The 17,917-nt window shown below is 46.7% G+C and carries 15 protein-coding genes; 2 read left to right on the forward strand and 13 right to left on the reverse strand.

Annotated features, from left to right (window positions below; genetic code table 11):
- Positions 1-44: 44 nt before the first annotated feature.
- The 12 genes from NBH01_RS15965 to NBH01_RS16020 form a co-directional block, all read right to left on the reverse strand.
- Positions 45-791, reverse strand: coding sequence for a cell division protein FtsQ/DivIB (locus tag NBH01_RS15965; RefSeq protein WP_008763709.1), 747 nt, complete (start codon positions 789-791; stop codon positions 45-47).
- Positions 792-875: 84 nt separating this feature from the next.
- The gene (gene murC, locus NBH01_RS15970) at positions 876-2,279 is read right to left on the reverse strand and encodes a UDP-N-acetylmuramate--L-alanine ligase (protein ID WP_008767640.1); all 1,404 of its coding nucleotides are present in this window, start codon (positions 2,277-2,279) and stop codon (positions 876-878) included.
- A gap of 203 nt (positions 2,280-2,482) precedes the next feature.
- On the reverse strand, positions 2,483-3,601 hold the full coding sequence (murG, locus tag NBH01_RS15975) for an undecaprenyldiphospho-muramoylpentapeptide beta-N-acetylglucosaminyltransferase (protein ID WP_016269376.1): 1,119 nt from the start codon (positions 3,599-3,601) through the stop codon (positions 2,483-2,485).
- A gap of 28 nt (positions 3,602-3,629) precedes the next feature.
- Positions 3,630-4,946 (reverse strand): FtsW/RodA/SpoVE family cell cycle protein, encoded by a 1,317-nt coding sequence (locus NBH01_RS15980; protein ID WP_008763712.1) that lies wholly within the window; start codon positions 4,944-4,946, stop codon positions 3,630-3,632.
- 1 nt (position 4,947) lies between these two features.
- On the reverse strand, positions 4,948-6,282 hold the full coding sequence (murD, locus tag NBH01_RS15985; protein ID WP_008763714.1) for a UDP-N-acetylmuramoyl-L-alanine--D-glutamate ligase: 1,335 nt from the start codon (positions 6,280-6,282) through the stop codon (positions 4,948-4,950).
- 471 nt (positions 6,283-6,753) lie between these two features.
- The gene (mraY, locus tag NBH01_RS15990; RefSeq protein ID WP_008763716.1) at positions 6,754-8,022 is read right to left on the reverse strand and encodes a phospho-N-acetylmuramoyl-pentapeptide-transferase; all 1,269 of its coding nucleotides are present in this window, start codon (positions 8,020-8,022) and stop codon (positions 6,754-6,756) included.
- A 97-nt stretch (positions 8,023-8,119) separates the two neighbouring features.
- A complete protein-coding gene (locus NBH01_RS15995) occupies positions 8,120-9,568 on the reverse strand; it encodes a UDP-N-acetylmuramoyl-L-alanyl-D-glutamate--2,6-diaminopimelate ligase (RefSeq protein WP_011108839.1) in 1,449 nt (482 codons plus the stop codon).
- 23 nt (positions 9,569-9,591) lie between these two features.
- Complete coding sequence (locus NBH01_RS16000; protein ID WP_011108840.1) at positions 9,592-11,718, reverse strand: PASTA domain-containing penicillin-binding protein; 2,127 nt, start codon at positions 11,716-11,718, stop codon at positions 9,592-9,594.
- A 60-nt stretch (positions 11,719-11,778) separates the two neighbouring features.
- Positions 11,779-12,135, reverse strand: a complete 357-nt coding sequence (locus NBH01_RS16005; protein WP_008763719.1) for an FtsL-like putative cell division protein — start codon at positions 12,133-12,135, stop codon at positions 11,779-11,781.
- 8 nt (positions 12,136-12,143) lie between these two features.
- A complete protein-coding gene (rsmH, locus tag NBH01_RS16010) occupies positions 12,144-13,058 on the reverse strand; it encodes a 16S rRNA (cytosine(1402)-N(4))-methyltransferase RsmH (protein WP_008763720.1) in 915 nt (304 codons plus the stop codon).
- On the reverse strand, positions 13,045-13,515 hold the full coding sequence (gene mraZ, locus NBH01_RS16015; RefSeq protein ID WP_008763721.1) for a division/cell wall cluster transcriptional repressor MraZ: 471 nt from the start codon (positions 13,513-13,515) through the stop codon (positions 13,045-13,047). Before mraZ ends, rsmH begins: the two co-directional genes overlap by 14 nt.
- Positions 13,516-13,969: 454 nt before the next feature.
- Complete coding sequence (locus tag NBH01_RS16020) at positions 13,970-14,473, reverse strand: RNA polymerase sigma factor (protein ID WP_008763722.1); 504 nt, start codon at positions 14,471-14,473, stop codon at positions 13,970-13,972.
- Between the two features lie 258 nt (positions 14,474-14,731).
- On the opposite strand from NBH01_RS16020, the gene glsA reads away from it, so the two are divergent.
- The gene (gene glsA, locus NBH01_RS16025; RefSeq protein WP_011108841.1) at positions 14,732-15,550 is read left to right on the forward strand and encodes a lyso-glycine lipid O-acyltransferase GlsA; all 819 of its coding nucleotides are present in this window, start codon (positions 14,732-14,734) and stop codon (positions 15,548-15,550) included.
- Positions 15,551-15,574: 24 nt separating this feature from the next.
- Positions 15,575-16,588, forward strand: coding sequence for a glycine N(alpha)-acyltransferase GlsB (gene glsB / locus NBH01_RS16030; RefSeq protein ID WP_008763724.1), 1,014 nt, complete (start codon positions 15,575-15,577; stop codon positions 16,586-16,588).
- On the opposite strand, the gene NBH01_RS16035 is transcribed toward glsB, so the two are convergent.
- Positions 16,560-17,912, reverse strand: coding sequence for a deoxyguanosinetriphosphate triphosphohydrolase (locus NBH01_RS16035; RefSeq protein WP_225719295.1), 1,353 nt, complete (start codon positions 17,910-17,912; stop codon positions 16,560-16,562). The two genes, glsB and NBH01_RS16035, sit on opposite strands and share 29 nt — an antisense overlap.
- Between the last annotated feature and the right edge of the window lie 5 nt (positions 17,913-17,917).

The following is a 17,917-nucleotide window of genomic DNA, read 5'->3' on the forward strand; positions in this document are numbered from 1 at the left end:
TCTATTTTGAGAGCTTCATCCCATCACCTGTTACCTGTTACTTATTACCTATTACTCTCTCTCTTCGTACAGATAATCTGGTTGCTGAATTCAAGACTGATGCGTGAATATTTGTTCCAGCCTACCTGATTGAGTCCTTTTTGGTAGAATTCTTTCAGGCGTGCCAGTTTGTTTTCAAAGTTTTCAAGTTTGCCGAGATAGACGAGGTGGTCGCCTACACGAGGTACCAGTTCGATGTTGCGGTCGGGCAACACATGGATTTGTTCTATCTGGGCGTCCCAGAACTTATTGTTTTGCAAAAATACACCAAACTTATATAAATCCTTCATTGCAAACGACTTTTCTACGTTTCCGGTGACAATTGCCCGATGTGCGACGCATTTTGCTTCCGGCGGCATGACGGTTCCTTTATTATCAAGGTAATAATTCTCTCCGTTGGCACTCATGATGCGTAATATCGGTATACGTTGTGTCACTTCTACGCAGACTTTGCCGCTGGGCGTCTTGTAGCATTCCGCTTCGTCGATCAGTGGATGCTTGCTCAGTTCCCGTTCCAGCGACTTGGTAGAGATGCGCTCCATCTTTTTCCCGATAGGGTAGATACCTTTATGCTGGAGGATGCCTTTCACTTCTTCTTTGGTGATGAAGCCGGCATAAGTGGTATCCTTGATGACCAGCTCTACGTCACGGCAGGTCTGGTCGGCAGGCTTGCGGTTGAAAGCGGTGATGGCTATGCCGAGGTAGGCGATAAGCATCAACATGACGATAGATAGAAGGATTCTCTTTACCATAGTTTTTATTTAATTGAGAATTGAAAATTGAAAATGAAGAATTGAGAATTGGCTGCGCGACTGTATGATGTAGCGTAGAAATTCTTAGTTCTTCGTTCTTCGCTCTTCGTTCTTCATTTTTTCCAGTTCTTTCTTTATTTCGGGGACATAATTGTCTATGTCTCCGGCTCCCAGAGTTATTAATACTTCAATGTTTTTATCTTTCAGAATGTTCAGTATTTCTTCCTTTTTGCACATACTTTTTTCGATGCCCGGACGGAGGTTGTCGTATATCAGCTTGCTGGTGACACCGGGGATCGGTGTCTCGCGGGCCGGATAGATGTCTACCAGAATGACTTCGTCCAGTAGCGACAGGCTATCGGCAAAGTCCTGATAGAAGTCGCGGGTACGGGTGTACAGGTGCGGCTGGAAGATGGCTGTGATCTTCTTGTCTTTATAGAGTTCGCGGATAGACAACACGCTCTGTTTGATTTCAGAGGGATGATGGGCGTAGTCGCTCAGAAAGACTACCTGGTCATTCTTGATCTTGAAATCGAACCGGCGGTCTACACCGCGGAAGCTGTTCATTCCTTGTCTGATCTCTTCGTCGGTCACTCCGTTGAGGTGGGCGAGTGCCATGGTGGCTACACCATTCTCGATGTTGATGCTTACCGGAACTCCCAGTTGGATATTGTTGATACGTGTGTCGGGGGCAACGAAGTCGATGAAGATTTCACCGTTTCCGATGCGGATATTCTCGGCGTGGAAGTCTCCTTCGTCACGCGAATAGGTATAGACACGGACTCCGGCCTGTACTTTCGGTTGTAGTGAGATACCTTTTCGGATAATCAGTGCACCGCCCGGCTGGATCAGTGTTGTATAATGTTCGAAGCTTTCGAGGTATGCCTTTTCTGTTCCGTAGATGTCCAGATGATCGGGGTCTGTGGCAGTGATGACAGACATATAAGGGGACAGCCAATGGAAAGAGCGGTCGAACTCGTCTGCTTCGATGACGGTATAAGGGCTTTTCTGAGAGAGTAGCAGATTGGTGCCGTAATTCTTGGAGATGCCTCCGAGGAAAGCGGTACATTCTATGTGCGATTGGTGGAATAGGTGGGCGGTCATGGTAGAAGTGGTTGTCTTGCCATGAGTGCCGGCTACACACAGACCTTTGCTGGAATGAGTGATCGTTCCCAGTACTTGCGCGCGTTTTTGTATTTCGAATCCGTTGTTGCGGAAATAAACCAATTCTTCGTGTTCCTGCGGAACGGCGGGGGTCAATACGACTAAAGTGCTTTCTTTGTCTTTGCAGGCTTCCGGAATCAGTCGTACGTTTTCTTCGTAATGTATTTGTGCGCCTTCGGCGATGAGGTTTTCAGTCAATGGAGTCGGGGTGCGGTCGTATCCGGCTACCACTTTTCCTTTGGAAAGGAAATAGCGGACAAGCGCACTCATACCGATGCCTCCGGCACCGACAAAGTAGACTGATTTGATCGTTTCAATATTCATTTCTTTATACTGTTTCTTTTTATAATTCTTGTTCCAAGTAACATTTCAAGTTTTAATCAGAGTCGGTACTACCTTTAATTGGGGATGCCCCCAAAAGTCGGTAGTATTTTCATTCTCCTCCTTCTGGAAGGAGGAGATTGGAGATTCTACTGACTTTTTAGTCAATCCTAATTGGGATAGTTGCGATTTTTGCATTCCCTCAACTAGTTTTCTGCTTCTGCCAGCTTGATTACTTCCTGCGCGATGATTCGTGCAGAGTCGGGCAAAGCCAACTTGGCTATATTCTCACTTAGTTCTTTCAGTTTCCGGTCGTCAGCTACTGTGTTCAGGGCTACGTCCATCAACTTTGCTTCTGCTTCGCTGTCTTTTACGTAGATGGCGGCTTGTTTGTCTACCAGTGCCAGTGCATTCTTGGTCTGATGATCTTCTGCCACATTGGGCGAAGGAACCAGAACCACAGGCTTGTGCAACAGACAAAACTCTGAAATAGAACCGGCTCCCGCACGTGAAATCACTAGGTCGGAAGCTGCGTAAGCGGCTGCCATATCCTTGATGAAGTCCGTCACGTACAGATTTGGAAGTTCTCCTGCTGCCCGTAAGGCTTCTGTCACCTGCGGATAGTAATATTTTCCGGTCTGCCAGATGAACTGTATATCGTTGTTTTCTTTTATTGTAGCTAAGGCTGCAGTCAGCGTATTGTTAATGGTACGTGCGCCAAGGCTACCGCCTACAATCAGAATTGTCTTCTTATCCGGCTGCAGATTAAAGGAACGTAGTGCCGCGCCTTTTTCCGGCATATCCTTCGTCAGATTCTGGCGAACGGGATTTCCGGTCATTATAATCTTATCGGCAGGAAAGAACTTTTCCATTCCATCATAAGCGACACAAATAGTCTTTGCTTTTTGTGCCAGCAACTTGTTGGTGACTCCGGCATACGAGTTCTGTTCCTGAATCAGAGTCGGCACTCCCATCATTCCGGCAGTTTTGAGTGTCGGTCCGCTGGCGTATCCTCCTACGCCTACCGCTACTTGTGGGCGGAAGTTTTTGATGATGCTGCGCGCTTTCCACTGGCTTCGTGCCAGTTTGATCAGTACGGATACGTTTTTCCATAAATGTTTGCGGTCAAAACCGGCTATCGGTAACCCGATAATCTTATAGCCTGCATCGGGAACCCGCTGCATCTCCATACGGCCCTCGGCTCCCACAAATAAGATTTTCGCGTCCGGTCGCAGCTCTATTATAGCGTTGGCGATAGATACGGCAGGGAAGATATGTCCTCCTGTGCCTCCACCGCTGATGATAATTCTAAGTTCTTTCTCCATAATAATCCTTTTTTCTATCCGTTCATCTTCATTTACTGCTATCATGTTCATCCTCAAACTTGGCATCGCTGTTCAGAATCTGTGCAGTAGGTTCGGCGGCGGCTTGTGCTTCTGAAGTAGCTGTTCCGGTTTCTATCTGCATCTGAATCTGTGCATCATGCGCTTTCTGTTCTTCCAGATGAGCGGTATATCGGCTCACGCTTAATATCATTCCGATATAAGCACAGTTGATCAGTGTACTTGTACCTCCCTTGCTGACCAAAGGCAGGGGTTGGCCTGTTACGGGGAACAGTCCCACGGCAACCATCATATTCAGTATCGCCTGCGATACCAGAAGCAAAGCGATACCCATGACAAGGAAGGCGGGGAAGGTCCGTTCGCACTTTTGCGCGATGCGTCCCGCCCGCATCAGCAGACAGAGGTAGAGGAATACGACAAATATACCTCCTATCAATCCCATTTCTTCGATGACAATCGCAAAGATAAAGTCGGAGAATGCCTGACTGAGGAAATCACGCTGGATGGAGTTTCCCGGTCCTTTGCCCACTACGTGACTGGTAGCGATGGCAATACGGGCATGGGCGATCTGTGCGTCTTTGTCTATATCGAATTTGGCTGCGGGCACTTCGTCTTTATCAAAAAAGCCTTTGATACGGTTCTGCCAAGTCTCTAGACGATGAAGTCCGGGGGTATTGTGCAGCGTTTTGGCAGGGATGGCAACTACCGTACCTACGCCGAGTGCGACAATCAGCACAAGTCCTCCTGCCAACAGAAGGAGTTTCTTTGCCGCTACCCGTCCGATGAACATCATCATGAATACGACACCGAACAGCAACATGGCTGTTGACAGGTTTTCCGGAGCAATCAGCAAAAGGACCAGTCCGGTAAGGATCATGATGTATTTAAAGGCTTTGGGGTTGGCTCCTTCTTCATCCTGCCTCTTGGACAGGATGAACGAAACGGCAATGATGACAGCCATCTTTGCCAGTTCCGAAGGCTGGAATTGCAGTCCCATAAAGGTCATCCAGCGGGCTGCCCCATTGACACGGTCGCCTGTAATGATACCCATCAGCGTGACGAATGCCAGCAGAACGAGGGAAATCGGATACAGGAAGACGGGGAATACCTGGAACCATTTGTAGGGGACGTTATGCAGAAATACCACTACTACGGCACCCACCATCAGGATGATGGAGTGCTGTGTTATCGGTCCCCAGTGGTCGCCGCTTTTGTACGTCAGCGTCGATGCTGCCGAAAACACCTCGATAATCGAGATGAGGCAGAGACAGAGGAAGATAATCCAGATTACCTTGTCGCCTTTAAATATGCTCTTTAATAAATCCATTTTATAATTCTCTTACATATTTCTTAAACTGATCGCCGCGGTCTTCGTAACTCTTGAAGAGGTCGAATGAGGCGCAGCAGGGGCTTAACAATACGGTTTCTCCTTTCTTTGCCAGTTTATAGGCTGCTTCTACTGCATCCTTCATTCCGGTCTGCACATCGGCTACGGGCAGTCCGAAACGGTCGAAAAAGGCGTGCAGCTTTTCGTTGTGCAGTCCCAGATAAACCAGTGCCGAGCACTTTTCACGTACCAGGTCTTCTATTTCCGTATAGTCGTTGCCTTTGTCTTTGCCGCCCAGTATCAGTACTGTCTTGGTGGTCATGCTTTGCAGGGCATACCAGCAAGAGTTGACATTGGTCGCTTTTGAGTCGTTGATGAAGTCGATACCGCGTACGCGCGCTACTTTCTCCAGGCGATGTTCCACTCCCTTGAAGTCGGAGAGCGCCTTGCGGATATTTTCTTTAGTGATACCTGCCAGGTTTGCCGAGATACCGGCAGCCAGCGAGTTGTAAAGATTGTGCTGTCCGGTCAGTGCCAATTCCTCCTGTTCCATGTTGAAGGCGATGGGCTCGGTAATCTTCACTTCGTGATCTTCTACGTATGCGATGGCTCCGTCTTCCTTCACGGCTGCGAAAGGATACAGATGAGCTTTCAGACCGTGCTTTGCCAGTTCCTGTTTGATGATCGGGTCATCGTTCCAGAAGATGAAAGCGTCGTCCGTTGTCTGGTTCTGCGTAATACGGAATTTGGCATCGATGTAGTTCTGCATACAATGGTCGTATCGGTCCAGATGGTCCGGAGTGATATTCATCAGTACGGCAATATTGGCACGGAAGTTATACATATTGTCCAGTTGGAAAGAGCTGAGTTCGATGATATAATAGTCATGATGCTCTTCGGCTACTTGCAAAGCCAGGCTCTTGCCGATATTTCCGGCCAGTCCTACATTCAGATCTGCACTCTTAAAGATGTGGTAGATCAGGGAAGTAGTCGTTGTCTTTCCGTTGGAACCGGTGATACAGATCATTTTTGCATCGGTATAGCGTCCGGCAAACTCGATTTCGGAGATAACCGGTGTACCTTGGGCTTTCAGTTTCAGGATCAGCGGGGCGTCATTCGGGATACCGGGGCTTTTAATCACCTCATCGGCATTCAGAATGAGTTCTTCGGTATGATGTCCTTCCTCCCAGGCAATATGGTGGCTGTCCAGAAGGTCCTTATACTTATCCTTGATAGCGGACATATCCGAAACAAATGTTTCAAATCCTTTTACTTTGGCGAGTACGGCTGCACCAGCGCCGCTTTCACCGGCTCCTAAAATTACAATTCTTTTCATTTACAATAATGTGCTTTTGTTTTCCGACAGGCAGACTCTTCTCTCTTCCTTTTCATCTTTTCTTTTTCGCTCGTCGGCTGCGCACATCTTTTTAAAGTTAATAATCGGGTTAATACTCTCAACTATATTAATGTTACAAATATCCTGCATTGGTCAATCAGTATTCTCGGCTCCCTCTCCCTCGGGTAGAGGTTGACTAAAAAGTCGGCTCTATCTCCATTGGGGATGATCCCAAAGTCGGTAGTATCTCTATTCTCCTCCTTCTGGAAGGAGGAGTGGTCGAAGACCGAGGTGGTAGGAGAAATAATGTTTATTCCTATTTTTTTGTAAATGACATGATTACGCATTCACCTACCACCTCCCCCTACGGGTACTCCTCCTTCCCGAAGGAGGAGATTTGAGATACTACTGACTTTTAGTCAGTCCCAATTGGAGTTACTTTTGACTTTATCGTTTGCAGTCTGTTTGTTCTCATCTTATCTTTAATGTAATAATCGTTATCGCTGCCAGTACAATCGTTACAATCCAGAAACGGACGGTAATCTTTGATTCGTGAAATAGCTGGTCGGGCTTCGTGAACTTCACCGTACATCCCGGTTCTACCAGACTCATCGAAGTACGGAAATGATCGTGTATCGGAGTTCGTTTGAACAACCGCTGTTTTACTCCCTTCCGCTTACCTATCTTATAGTAGAAGCGTTGCAGTATGACTGACAGATTCTCTACCAGAAATACACCGCAGAGAATCGGTATCAGCAATTCTTTGTGGATGATAATGGCAAATACGGCAATGATACCACCGATAGTCAGGCTGCCTGTGTCTCCCATGAATACTTGTGCCGGATAGGCGTTGTACCATAAGAAACCGATCAATGCACCGATAAAGGCACAAATGTAGATTACCAGTTCTTCCGATCCCGGAATGTACATGATATTCAGATAGCTGGCAAATTCGATGTGTGACGATACGTACGCCAGTATTCCCAGCGTGGCACCGATAATGGCGGAGTTTCCGGCTGCCATACCGTCCATGCCGTCATTCAGGTTAGCCCCGTTCGAAACGGCGGTTACAACGAAGATCGTAATGATCACGAACAGGAACCATCCGGCTGTCTGTGCATGTTCGCCCATAAAGCCCACGAGGTCGGCATAATCTAAGTTGTTACTTTTAAAGAAAGGAATAGTGGTTTGGGTAGATTTTAAATCATTGGTTCCGTGAATCACTTCCATTTCCTGTCCCGGTGTATGAACCTCGATGTTCTCGCGGATAACTACATCCGGACTCAGATACAGGGTTAAGCCTACAATCAGCCCCAGACCCACCTGACCGATGATTTTGAACTTACCGTGCAAGCCTTCCTTGTCTTTCTTGAATATTTTGATATAGTCGTCGGCAAAACCGAGTGATCCCAGCCATACAGTGGTGATCAGCATCAATATCATGTATATATTATCCAGCTTACCCAATAGCAGGCAAGGTATAAGGATGGCTACAATGATGATGACACCTCCCATGCTTGGTACGCCTACTTTGTTGACACCGAACGGGTCGGTCTTGGCGTCACGCTGTGTTTCCGTGATTTGCTTCTTTTTAAGCAGATTGATGAATTTGTCTCCCCATATACTCGATATAAGCAATGCGAGGATAACAGCCATCAAAGCACGGAATGAGGTGTAACCGAACATTCCCGCTCCGGGAAAATTAAGCTTGTGCAGCCATTCAAACAGATAGTATAACATCTCTTTTCTATTTACAATTTATAGCCTGCAATTTACAGTTTCTCATTGTTGCCCCACGCTTGATAAGATGCTGTCTATTGCAAATAATAATATGTTGTCAATTAAATATTTCCTTCAAAACTTCCTTGTCGTCAAAGTGGTGTTTCACTCCTTTGATTTCCTGATAGTTTTCGTGCCCTTTTCCGGCAACGAGTATCACGTCTCCTTTTTCTGCAAGCATGCAAGCCGTGCGGATCGCTTCTTTCCGGTCGGCGATGCTGAGCGTTTTTTTCATATCTTCCGCATCCAGTCCGGCAAGCATATCGTTGATAATCTCCTGTGGCTCTTCAAAACGCGGATTGTCCGATGTGATAATCACCCGGTCACTGGCTTTCGCTGCTTCCTTTGCCATGATGGGGCGTTTCCCCTTATCGCGGTTGCCGCCGGCACCTACTACGGTGATCACTTTTCCTTTGCCTTCGAGTACTCCATGAATGGCGTTCAATACATTCACCAACGCGTCCGGAGTATGTGCATAGTCAACGATGGCCGTTACCCCTTTCGGAGAACGGATGGCATCGAAACGTCCGGCTACCGGATGGAGCGTACTGAGCGCAAGAAGTACATCTTCCTCTTTTTTGCCCAATAATACGGCTGCTCCAAATACCGCCAACAGATTGGATGCATTGAACTTGCCGATAAACTGAACGGCCAGCTCATGATTATTGAAATCGAGCAGCATTCCTTCAAAATGGGATTCTATGACCCGGCCTTTGAAGTCGCTGAGGCTTCTTAATGAATAGGTGTAGACCTTGGAACGTGTATTTTGTGTCATCACCAGCCCGTTCTTATCGTCAAGGTTGGTGAGGCTGAAAGCGTTTTTAGGCATATCGTCAAAGAACTTTTTCTTTGCCTTCAGATAGTTCTCTACCGTTTTGTGATAATCCAGATGATCGCGCGTCAGGTTCGTAAAGATGCCTCCCGCAAACTTTAATCCGCTGATACGTTTTTGAGCGATGGAATGTGAACTGACTTCCATAAAGACATACTTGCATCCTTCGTCTGCCATTTGCCCCAACAAACGGTTGAGCGTGATAGGGTCGGGGGTGGTATGTTCTGTCGGAATCGGCTGATCGTCGATATAGTTGCAGACAGTAGAGATTAATCCCACTTTATATCCGAAGTAGCGGAATGTATTATATAATAAGGTGGCGATGGTTGTCTTGCCATTTGTTCCCGTCACACCGACCAGTTCGAATTGTGAAGTCGGATTACCGTAGAATGTCGTTGCAATCTTTCCTACTGCATCTTCGCTGTCTTTCACTTGGATATAAGTGATTCCTGCTACGGGTTCCTCCGGTATATCTTCGCAGAGGATGGCAGTCGCTCCCTTCTGAATGGCAGCGGGGATATAGGCGTGACCATCGGTCTGCGTGCCGCGCATCGCCATAAACAGCTGTCCGGCTTCTACCAGACGGGAGTCAATGTTGACTCCGGTGATCTCTATCCTTGAATCTCCGGTCACTTGCACCGGCTGGATTGCTTTCAGTAACTCGTTTAATAACATATCTGTCCTACTTAATTTAATTCTTAATGCAACGTAAGCGTAATCGTCTGCCCTTTTCTTGCAACACTGCCGTTGGCTATCGACTGGCTTTTTACTTTCCCGACTCCCACCAGATTGACTTTCAATCCTTTGCTTTCCAATAGATAAACAGCATCTTTCGCTCCCATGCCTACGACGCTTGGCACGAAGTTCTGCATGATACCCCGGCTTTCAAGAACTACCGCCTGAGGGGCGGGATGGGTGCTTCCCCATACTTCTTTTCCCGAATCGGTGATTTTTCCCTGTATCTTTATATTCAGTTCTTCCAGTACCCGTTGCGTTTCCCTCATTTCTCCTGCCTTAACGTTCGGGATGACTACCGTATTCGTATCAATGGCACTTGTGAGTGGCAAGCGCAGGTCTTTGGCATACACTCTTTCTGCGATCTTGCTGAATACGCTACCTGCCATCAAACCTCCCGAAGCGGGCAAACCGGGTTTCTGGATCGAAACAATCATACTGTACTTCGGCTCTTCCGATGGGAAGTATCCGCAGAAGCTGACGAGATAATTGGTTCTTCCTGTCTTGTAGCCGGCTGCTCCCTGCGAAACCTGTGCTGTTCCGGTCTTACCGGACACATGGAACTGCTTGCTTCCTGCCGGTTTGGCAAGTCCTTCACCTACCACTTTCCGCAGGATTTCCCGTATTTGTGCCAGCGTCTTGTCCGAACAGATCTTGGGATTGATGATTTCCGTCGGATATTCCTTTATCACTTCTCCGTCTCTGACGGCGGCTTTTACAAACTTCGGACGTATGGATACTCCGTTATTGGCTATTGCATTATAGAATGTCAGAATATTGATCGGTGGAACCTGCGTTTCATAGCCGATGCTCATCCATGGCAAAGTCGTTTTTGAAAAATAGCGTTCTTTCGGACCACGAATATTCGGCTTTCCTTCTCCGGATATTTGCAGGTGGAGTGGCTGGTCGATGCTCATCCGTTTCAGTCCGTCCACAAACTTCTGCGGGTTGCTTCCGTAAAAGTTCTCGATGATGCTGGAAGTTCCGACATTGGACGATACTCCCAAAATCTCGGTAACAGTCAGTTTGCCGTATCCGCCTCGATGCCAGTTGTGGTCTTTCATGACACGGCCATGCATCGGCTTTTGTCCGTTGCCGGTGTCTACGATATAGTCCGGAGTGATTTTTCCGTCTTCCAGAGCTACCATGATAGAGGCTGTCTTGAAGGTAGAACCTGGTTCGAGCATATCGCTGATTGCATTGTTGCGTACTTCATAATATTCACCGTCTCTGCCTTGCGTCATATTGACGATGGCTTTTACTTCTCCGGTTGCAACTTCCATCAATACGACTACACCCACGGTGGCGTTCAATTCTTTCAGCTTGTCTACCAATGCTTTTTCGCAAATATCCTGCATACCTACATCGATGGTGGTGATCAGGTCGCAACCGTCGATCGGGGCGACATCGACAATGTTCAGGTATTTGTTCATCACCTTTTGGCGGTGAGTTAGCCCGTCACGTCCTTTCAGAATCGTATCGAACGCGAGTTCTATACCGTTCTTTGCTCCTTGGGCTGTATCGGCATATACATCTCCCAGGGTACGGGCTGCCAATGAGCCGAAAGGTTTCTTGCGCTGATTATATGCCAACTCCTTGAATCCTCCCTTATAGCGGTTCAGACAGAAGACAGGCAGACGTTTCACCTCTTTATATTGTATATAAGAGATACGCTTCGGGTAGATCAGGTAGTTACGGCTTTTGGCCTGACGTCCTTTTTGAAGGTGTGCCTTGAATTGTGCCGCACTTTTGTCGGGGAATATCTTATGCAGTCCGATGCAAATCGAATCCATATTGGCTTTGAGGATGGAATCCCGACGTGCCTGATCCTTCTTTCTTCTTTTTTCGTCCTTTTCACCGGACATAAAGTCCATGTAGATTCTGTATTCAGGCAGTGAACTTGCCATCAGTTTACCGTCAGAAGAAATAATGTTTCCGCGGTTAGGTTTCACCGTCACGTTTTCTTTTACGAAACGATCGGCTACATCCTGCCAGTACTGTCGTTCGGCAAACATGGTCACGCCTGCCTTGACGACAATTGCTACTCCTATCAGTGCCATGATCAGAATGACAAAGAAGTAACGGGTCATTATATTTTTCTTATTTACTGCCACAGTGCTTATTCTCTTTTAAGACTCTCCACTTACACCTTATTTAATAAGGTAAGGCGGGTTGGTAGAGGTCTGCAAATCACTTTCCTTGTTTGATATATACTCTTCGATGCGTGACTGACGGCTTTTCTCCATCAGCTCCGAACTACGGGTCAACGCATCGTATTTAATGTCGATTAATTCTTTTTTCAACCGGTCGATCTCGATCTGTTGTTGCTGGCTCGCATAGCGGTTATGGATGTAGAAGATGATGAATACCATAATCAGCACCAACAGCTTCGTCTGCCGGCGGAAAAAGTCTGTGGCGAGGATATCTCCTCCCAGAATACTTTTCAATGAGGTGCGTTTTTTCTTTTTGCCCTCTTCTGCTTTTTTGTTTACTGCTTCTTCTTCCATATCTGAGATTATTTCTTCTCTGCGATTCGTAATTTGGCACTTCTCGACCGTGGATTTCTTTCTATCTCCGCTTCATCGGGGACAATCACTTTATTGTTGACCAACCGGAACGGAGTTTGCAGGTTTCCAAAGAAGTCGGTTTCCGCTTTCCCTTCTACGTTTCCTGTTTTCATTATATTCTTCACCATGCGGTCTTCCAGTGAGTGATACGTGATCACTACAAGGCGCCCCCCCGGTTTGAGCGCTTCGGTGGCTGCTGCCAGCATTTCTTTCAGTGCTTCCATTTCCTGATTCACTTCAATGCGGAGTGCCTGAAATACTTTCGCCAGTTCTTTCTTCTCCCGTTCGCGTCCGAAAAGCGGCTTGATGATTTCCAGAAACTCGCCGATAGTCCGGATAGACTGTCCGTTTCTGGCTTTTACGATGGCGGATGCCAGTTTGCGGCTGTTCTTCAGTTCACCGTACAGATAGAAGATGTTTGCGAGCCGTTCTTCTTCGTATGTGTTGACGATGTCGGCGGCAGTTAGTCCTGCACGTTTGTTCATGCGCATATCCAGCGCTCCGTCAAAACGGAATGAGAAGCCACGCTCGCTGTCGTCGAAATGGTGGGAGGACACGCCGAGGTCGGCGAGGATTGCGTCCACCTGTTCGATGTCATGATACCGCAGGAAATTCTGCAAATAGCGGAAGTTGCTGCGTACAAAGGTGAAGTGGGGATCATTGACGATATTCCGTTCGGCATCCTCGTCCTGATCGAATCCCAGCAGGCGCCCGCCTTCTCCAAGGCGTGAAAGAATCTCGCGCGAATGCCCTGCTCCTCCGAAGGTAACGTCTACATACGTTCCGTCCGGATGAATATTCATTCCGTCAACGCTTTCCTTTAGCAGTACGGGTACGTGGTATGTCAACTCATCTTTCTCCATCTTGTCTATTTTCATCGTTCATAATCTCTTCTAATGCTGCACCGAACTCTTCGGGGGACATGAACGGTTGTTCTGCCCGTTCTTTGGCCCAAATCTCTATCTTGTTGTCGATACCGATAAAGCGTATATCTCCACGGATATTACAAATCTGTAAGTAACGCTTCGGGATCAGTATGCGTCCGTTGCTGTCGGGCGTAACTACTTCGACGTCACTCACAAACTGTCTGAAAATGAGCTGGTGTTTGCTATTCCATTTGTTCAGCCTGCTTCGGAGTTCATTCAGCTCCTCGTTCCACACGCTCTCGGGGTACAGTGTCAGGCAGTCCTGAAATACGTCTTTACGCATAATAAGTCTCTCTTCGGAAGCAGCTTGCAGTTGCTTCCTGAAAGTAGCGGGGATGAACACTCTTCCTTTGGCGTCCGCCCTGACTTCAATATTGCCTAAAAAACGTATCATTTACCTTATTATAATAAGAGAGCGTAAAAGTAGGAAATTCCCCACAATTCCCCACAATTTTCCATAAAAATCTTTTAGATAAGTTTTCAACCGATTGTTAAATGCTTATTTACTTGAAAAAGATGCGGTTTGGGAAATGCTTTATTAGTGGGCGAAAACGGAAAGATGCGGCGCTTTTTTTGTTTGTATTGAGGAAGAATCTTTTTTATCGAAAGAGAGGCTTTCTTTCTTTGCGAGGGAGGTTTGCACGACACCCGGGTCTCGGTATGTATGACACCCGGGTGTCAGGACGTACAACACCCGGGTGTCAGTATGCTCGACATCCGGGTGTCATATAGGAGGGATTAGTAAAAAAGGCAGAAGGTATGGCAACTCTTCTGCCTTAAACTAACACAATTAAAAATCTGCACTAAAAATATCTAACTTGGAATTGATAAATAATATAGTTAAAGGTTTAGCGAAAGTCTTTCAGTTCTTCCTGCAATTTCTGGCGGGTGAAGAAGATACGGCTCTTCACGGTGCCCAGCGGGAGGTTCAGCTTTTCAGCGATTTCGCGGTACTTGAAGCCGGAAACGTGCATAGCGAACGGAACTCTATATTCTTTCGGGAGCGCGTTGACTACCCGATGCATTTCTTTCAGGTCGTACGTTCTTTCCGTACTTTCAAAGCCGGTGTCTTGCGGCAGGTTCAGATGATAAAGATTATCGGTCTGATCGATGAATGTCTGGTCGCGAACTACTTTACGGTAGTTGTTGATAAAGATATTGCGCATGATGGTATACATCCATCCTTTGAAATTTGTGTCGGGCATATATTTATCCTCATTGTCTAATGCTTTGAGTGATGTCTCCTGCAACAAATCGTTTGCTTCTTCGCGGTCGGTTGTCAGTTTGTATGCGAAGCGGAGTAACTCATCCTGTACTCCTACTAAATCTTTTCTGAAGCTTAAACTTTTCATATACGTTGCTTTTAAAAAGTGAATATTCGTTTGTATTTTTCGATGGTGCAAGTTTACGGCATTTCTGATAATGAGATAGGGTATGAACCGACAAAATTTAGGGGAAAAACTATCCGCGGATAGTTTTTAGGTGGTATTTGATAGTTTTTGGGTGTTCTTTTTTCAAGTTGCAAACTTAAATCCTGCATTTTCTGGCAAATTATTGCGATTAATAAAAAAGAACCGTTAATTTTGTGGCATCATTTTTATTTGAAAAGAATGACTGATGACTCTTTATTTTTAATCGATGTCGATAAGATACTTCGGACGAAAGCTCCGAAGCAATATAAGTACATCCCTAAGTTTGTGGTTTCTTATCTGAAGAAAATAGTTCATCAGGACGAGATTAATGTGTTCCTGAATGAATCGAAAGATAAACTGGGAGTGGATTTCCTTGAAGCATGCATGGAGTTCCTTGATGCGAAAGTGGAGGTGAAAGGTATAGAGAACCTGCCGAAAGAAGGATTGTATACCTTTGTGTCCAATCACCCGCTGGGAGGACAGGATGGAGTGGCTCTAGGCTATGTGCTGGGGCGCCATTATGACGGGAAAGTAAAGTATCTGGTGAATGACCTGCTGATGAACCTTCGCGGTTTGGCCCCACTTTGTGTTCCTATCAATAAGACAGGAAAGCAGGCAAAGGACTTTCCCAAGATGGTGGAAGCCGGGTTCCAGTCCGACGACCAGATGATCATGTTTCCTGCGGGACTTTGCTCGCGGCGTCAGAACGGAGTGATCCGTGATCTGGAATGGAAGAAGACATTCATTATAAAAAGCATACAGGCGAAGCGGGACGTAGTTCCCGTTCATTTTGGTGGCAGAAACTCTGATTTCTTCTACAATCTGGCGAATGTTTGTAAGGCACTGGGTATTAAATTCAATATTGCTATGCTGTATCTGGCGGACGAGATGTTTAAGAACCGCCACAAAACCTTTACTGTCACTTTTGGAAAACCGATTCCCTGGCAGACTTTCGATAAATCGAAGACTCCTGCGCAGTGGGCGGAGTATGTGAAGGACATTGTATATAAACTGTAACTGATAGAACACTATAACAAGAATATGGAAGAGATTATTAAACCGGTGAGCAAAGAACTGCTGAAAGCAGAGTTGACGGAAGATAGACGCTTGCGAATGACCAATAAAAGTAATAATCAGATTTATATTATTACCCATCAGAATGCACCTAATGTGATGCGTGAAATTGGTCGTTTAAGAGAAATTGCCTTTCGTGCTGCGGGTGGAGGAACGGGCCTGTCGATGGATATCGACGAATACGACACGATGGAACACCCATATAAGCAGTTGATCGTATGGAATCCGGAGGCGGAAGAAATATTAGGTGGTTACCGGTATTTGCTTGGAACGGATGTGCGCTTTGACGAAGCTGGGGCTCCGATTCTGGCTACTTCTCACATGTTTCATTTCTCGGATGCGTTTATAAAGGAATATCTGCCTCAGACCATTGAGTTGGGACGCTCTTTTGTAACGCTGGAATATCAGTCTACACGTGCTGGCAGTAAAGGTCTGTTTGCGTTGGATAATCTGTGGGACGGATTGGGAGCGCTGACAGTGGTGATGCCGAATGTGAAGTACTTCTTTGGCAAGGTGACCATGTATCCCAGCTATCATCGTCGTGGACGCGACATGATTCTATACTTCCTCAAGAAGCATTTTAATGACCGGGAAGAGCTGGTTACACCGATGGAACCGCTGATTCTGGAAACTTCCGACGAAGAACTGAGAACGTTGTTCTGCAAGGATACCTTTAAAGAGGATTATAAAATATTGAATACGGAGATTCGCAAGCTGGGTTATAATATCCCGCCGCTGGTCAATGCCTATATGAGTTTAAGTCCTACCATGCGTATGTTCGGGACGGCTATCAACTATGAGTTTGGTGACGTGGAAGAGACCGGTATCCTGATTGCTGTAGATGAAATCCTTGAAGACAAGCGAATCCGGCACATCCAGACCTTTATAGAAAGTCATCCGGATGCGCTGAAAATGCCTTGTGAGAGCGAAGGGGTGTTTACTCCTAAGGTAGTTACACCGCAGGAAGGCTGTTGCCATTAATTTTCCGGTAAAGATCGAGCGCGAAGACATCGGTCATTCCAGATATATAATCAAGTACCGCCTGTATTCTTTCGTAGAGTATGGGCGATTTTATATTGTATTGGTCGGAAACGCGGTTGGTTAAAAGCTCGGAGTAAGCCTTTTCTTTTCCCGGTAAGGTGACGGCATCTACCATCAATTCCAGCAAAGTGCTGATGATGCGGAAGCCTGCCAGCTCGATGTCCAGTACATCTTGCGAACGATAAATTCTTTTCAGTGATATTTCCGCACAATGATTGTAAGCGGCTGCCGGACCTTCGGAGATATGCTTGATGAGTGCTCCTTCGAAAGTTCCTGCCAGTATTTCCTGCTCGTGTTCCAGAAAGACGCGGGTGCACTCGCGGACTAACAGACCGATAACAGAAGAACGCAGATAGGCTATCTGTTCATTGATATCATTGACTATTTGGAAAGTACTTCGGAGACGGGATTGTCGGTCTTCGGAGAAAAACGCCATCAACAGCTCCTTGGTCTCGTCTGTAGTGATAATCTTTAGTTTATGGGCGTCTTCGATATCCATCATCTGATAACAGATGTCATCTGCTGCTTCCACCAGATACACTAGCGGGTGTCGCGCATACTTTAACGGCTGTTCGCTAAGCTGGATGAGTCCCAGTTCGGTTGCGATTTTGCGGTAGCTTTCTTCCTCACTGACAAAGAAGCCGAACTTGGACTTTTTGCCTGCAAGGCTCGATGAAAAGGGGTATTTTACGATGGAGGCAAGCGTTGAATATGTTAAAACGAATCCTCCTCTGCGGCGTCCTTCGAACTGGTGAGTGAGGATGCGGAAAGCGTTCGCATTTCCTTCGAAATGTGTCAAATCTTCCCATTCCATCGGAGAAAGTTGCTCTCCGTCCGGCTGCTTTTCCTGTAGTCTTTGTCCTTTCCCTTCTGAAAAGAACGTAGAGATAGCCCGTTCGCCGGAATGCCCGAAAGGCGGATTGCCTAAGTCATGTGCCAGGCAGGCGGCCGATACGATTGAGCCGATTTCCGGCAGGAAGGAACTTTCCAGTTCCGGTTGGCGTTCCAGGATTGCTTTGGCTACATCGTTCCCCAAAGACCGTCCTACGCAAGATACTTCAAGGCTGTGCGTCAGTCGGTTGTGTACGAAGATACTACCGGGCAGCGGGAATACCTGTGTTTTGTTCTGCAGGCGGCGGAACGGTGCGGAAAATATGAGGCGGTCATAGTCCCGTTGGAACTCGGAGCGGTTCTCTTGCCGTTCTTCGTGAAATTCTTCCATTCCGAAGCGTTTGGCTGATATTAGTTGCTTCCAATTCATCATTTTAT

Source organism: Bacteroides sp. B1-V-101, from assembly GCF_023656585.1.
Lineage (GTDB): Bacteria > Bacteroidota > Bacteroidia > Bacteroidales > Bacteroidaceae > Bacteroides > Bacteroides thetaiotaomicron.

What these genes read in the sequence shown, in the direction of transcription:
- NBH01_RS15965 (WP_008763709.1), bottom strand. Translation starts at nt 791, where the DNA reads ATGGTAAAGAGAATCCTTCTATCTATCGTCATGTTGATGCTTATCGCC.
- murC (WP_008767640.1), bottom strand. Translation starts at nt 2,279, where the DNA reads ATGAATATTGAAACGATCAAATCAGTCTACTTTGTCGGTGCCGGAGGC.
- murG (WP_016269376.1), bottom strand. Translation starts at nt 3,601, where the DNA reads ATGGAGAAAGAACTTAGAATTATCATCAGCGGTGGAGGCACAGGAGGA.
- NBH01_RS15980 (WP_008763712.1), bottom strand. Translation starts at nt 4,946, where the DNA reads ATGGATTTATTAAAGAGCATATTTAAAGGCGACAAGGTAATCTGGATT.
- murD (WP_008763714.1), bottom strand. Translation starts at nt 6,282, where the DNA reads ATGAAAAGAATTGTAATTTTAGGAGCCGGTGAAAGCGGCGCTGGTGCA.
- mraY (WP_008763716.1), bottom strand. Translation starts at nt 8,022, where the DNA reads ATGTTATACTATCTGTTTGAATGGCTGCACAAGCTTAATTTTCCCGGA.
- NBH01_RS15995 (WP_011108839.1), bottom strand. Translation starts at nt 9,568, where the DNA reads ATGTTATTAAACGAGTTACTGAAAGCAATCCAGCCGGTGCAAGTGACC.
- NBH01_RS16000 (WP_011108840.1), bottom strand. Translation starts at nt 11,718, where the DNA reads ATGACCCGTTACTTCTTTGTCATTCTGATCATGGCACTGATAGGAGTA.
- NBH01_RS16005 (WP_008763719.1), bottom strand. Translation starts at nt 12,135, where the DNA reads ATGGAAGAAGAAGCAGTAAACAAAAAAGCAGAAGAGGGCAAAAAGAAA.
- rsmH (WP_008763720.1), bottom strand. Translation starts at nt 13,058, where the DNA reads ATGGAGAAAGATGAGTTGACATACCACGTACCCGTACTGCTAAAGGAA.
- mraZ (WP_008763721.1), bottom strand. Translation starts at nt 13,515, where the DNA reads ATGATACGTTTTTTAGGCAATATTGAAGTCAGGGCGGACGCCAAAGGA.
- NBH01_RS16020 (WP_008763722.1), bottom strand. Translation starts at nt 14,473, where the DNA reads ATGAAAAGTTTAAGCTTCAGAAAAGATTTAGTAGGAGTACAGGATGAG.
- glsA (WP_011108841.1), top strand. Translation starts at nt 14,732, where the DNA reads ATGACTGATGACTCTTTATTTTTAATCGATGTCGATAAGATACTTCGG.
- glsB (WP_008763724.1), top strand. Translation starts at nt 15,575, where the DNA reads ATGGAAGAGATTATTAAACCGGTGAGCAAAGAACTGCTGAAAGCAGAG.
- NBH01_RS16035 (WP_225719295.1), bottom strand. Translation starts at nt 17,912, where the DNA reads ATGATGAATTGGAAGCAACTAATATCAGCCAAACGCTTCGGAATGGAA.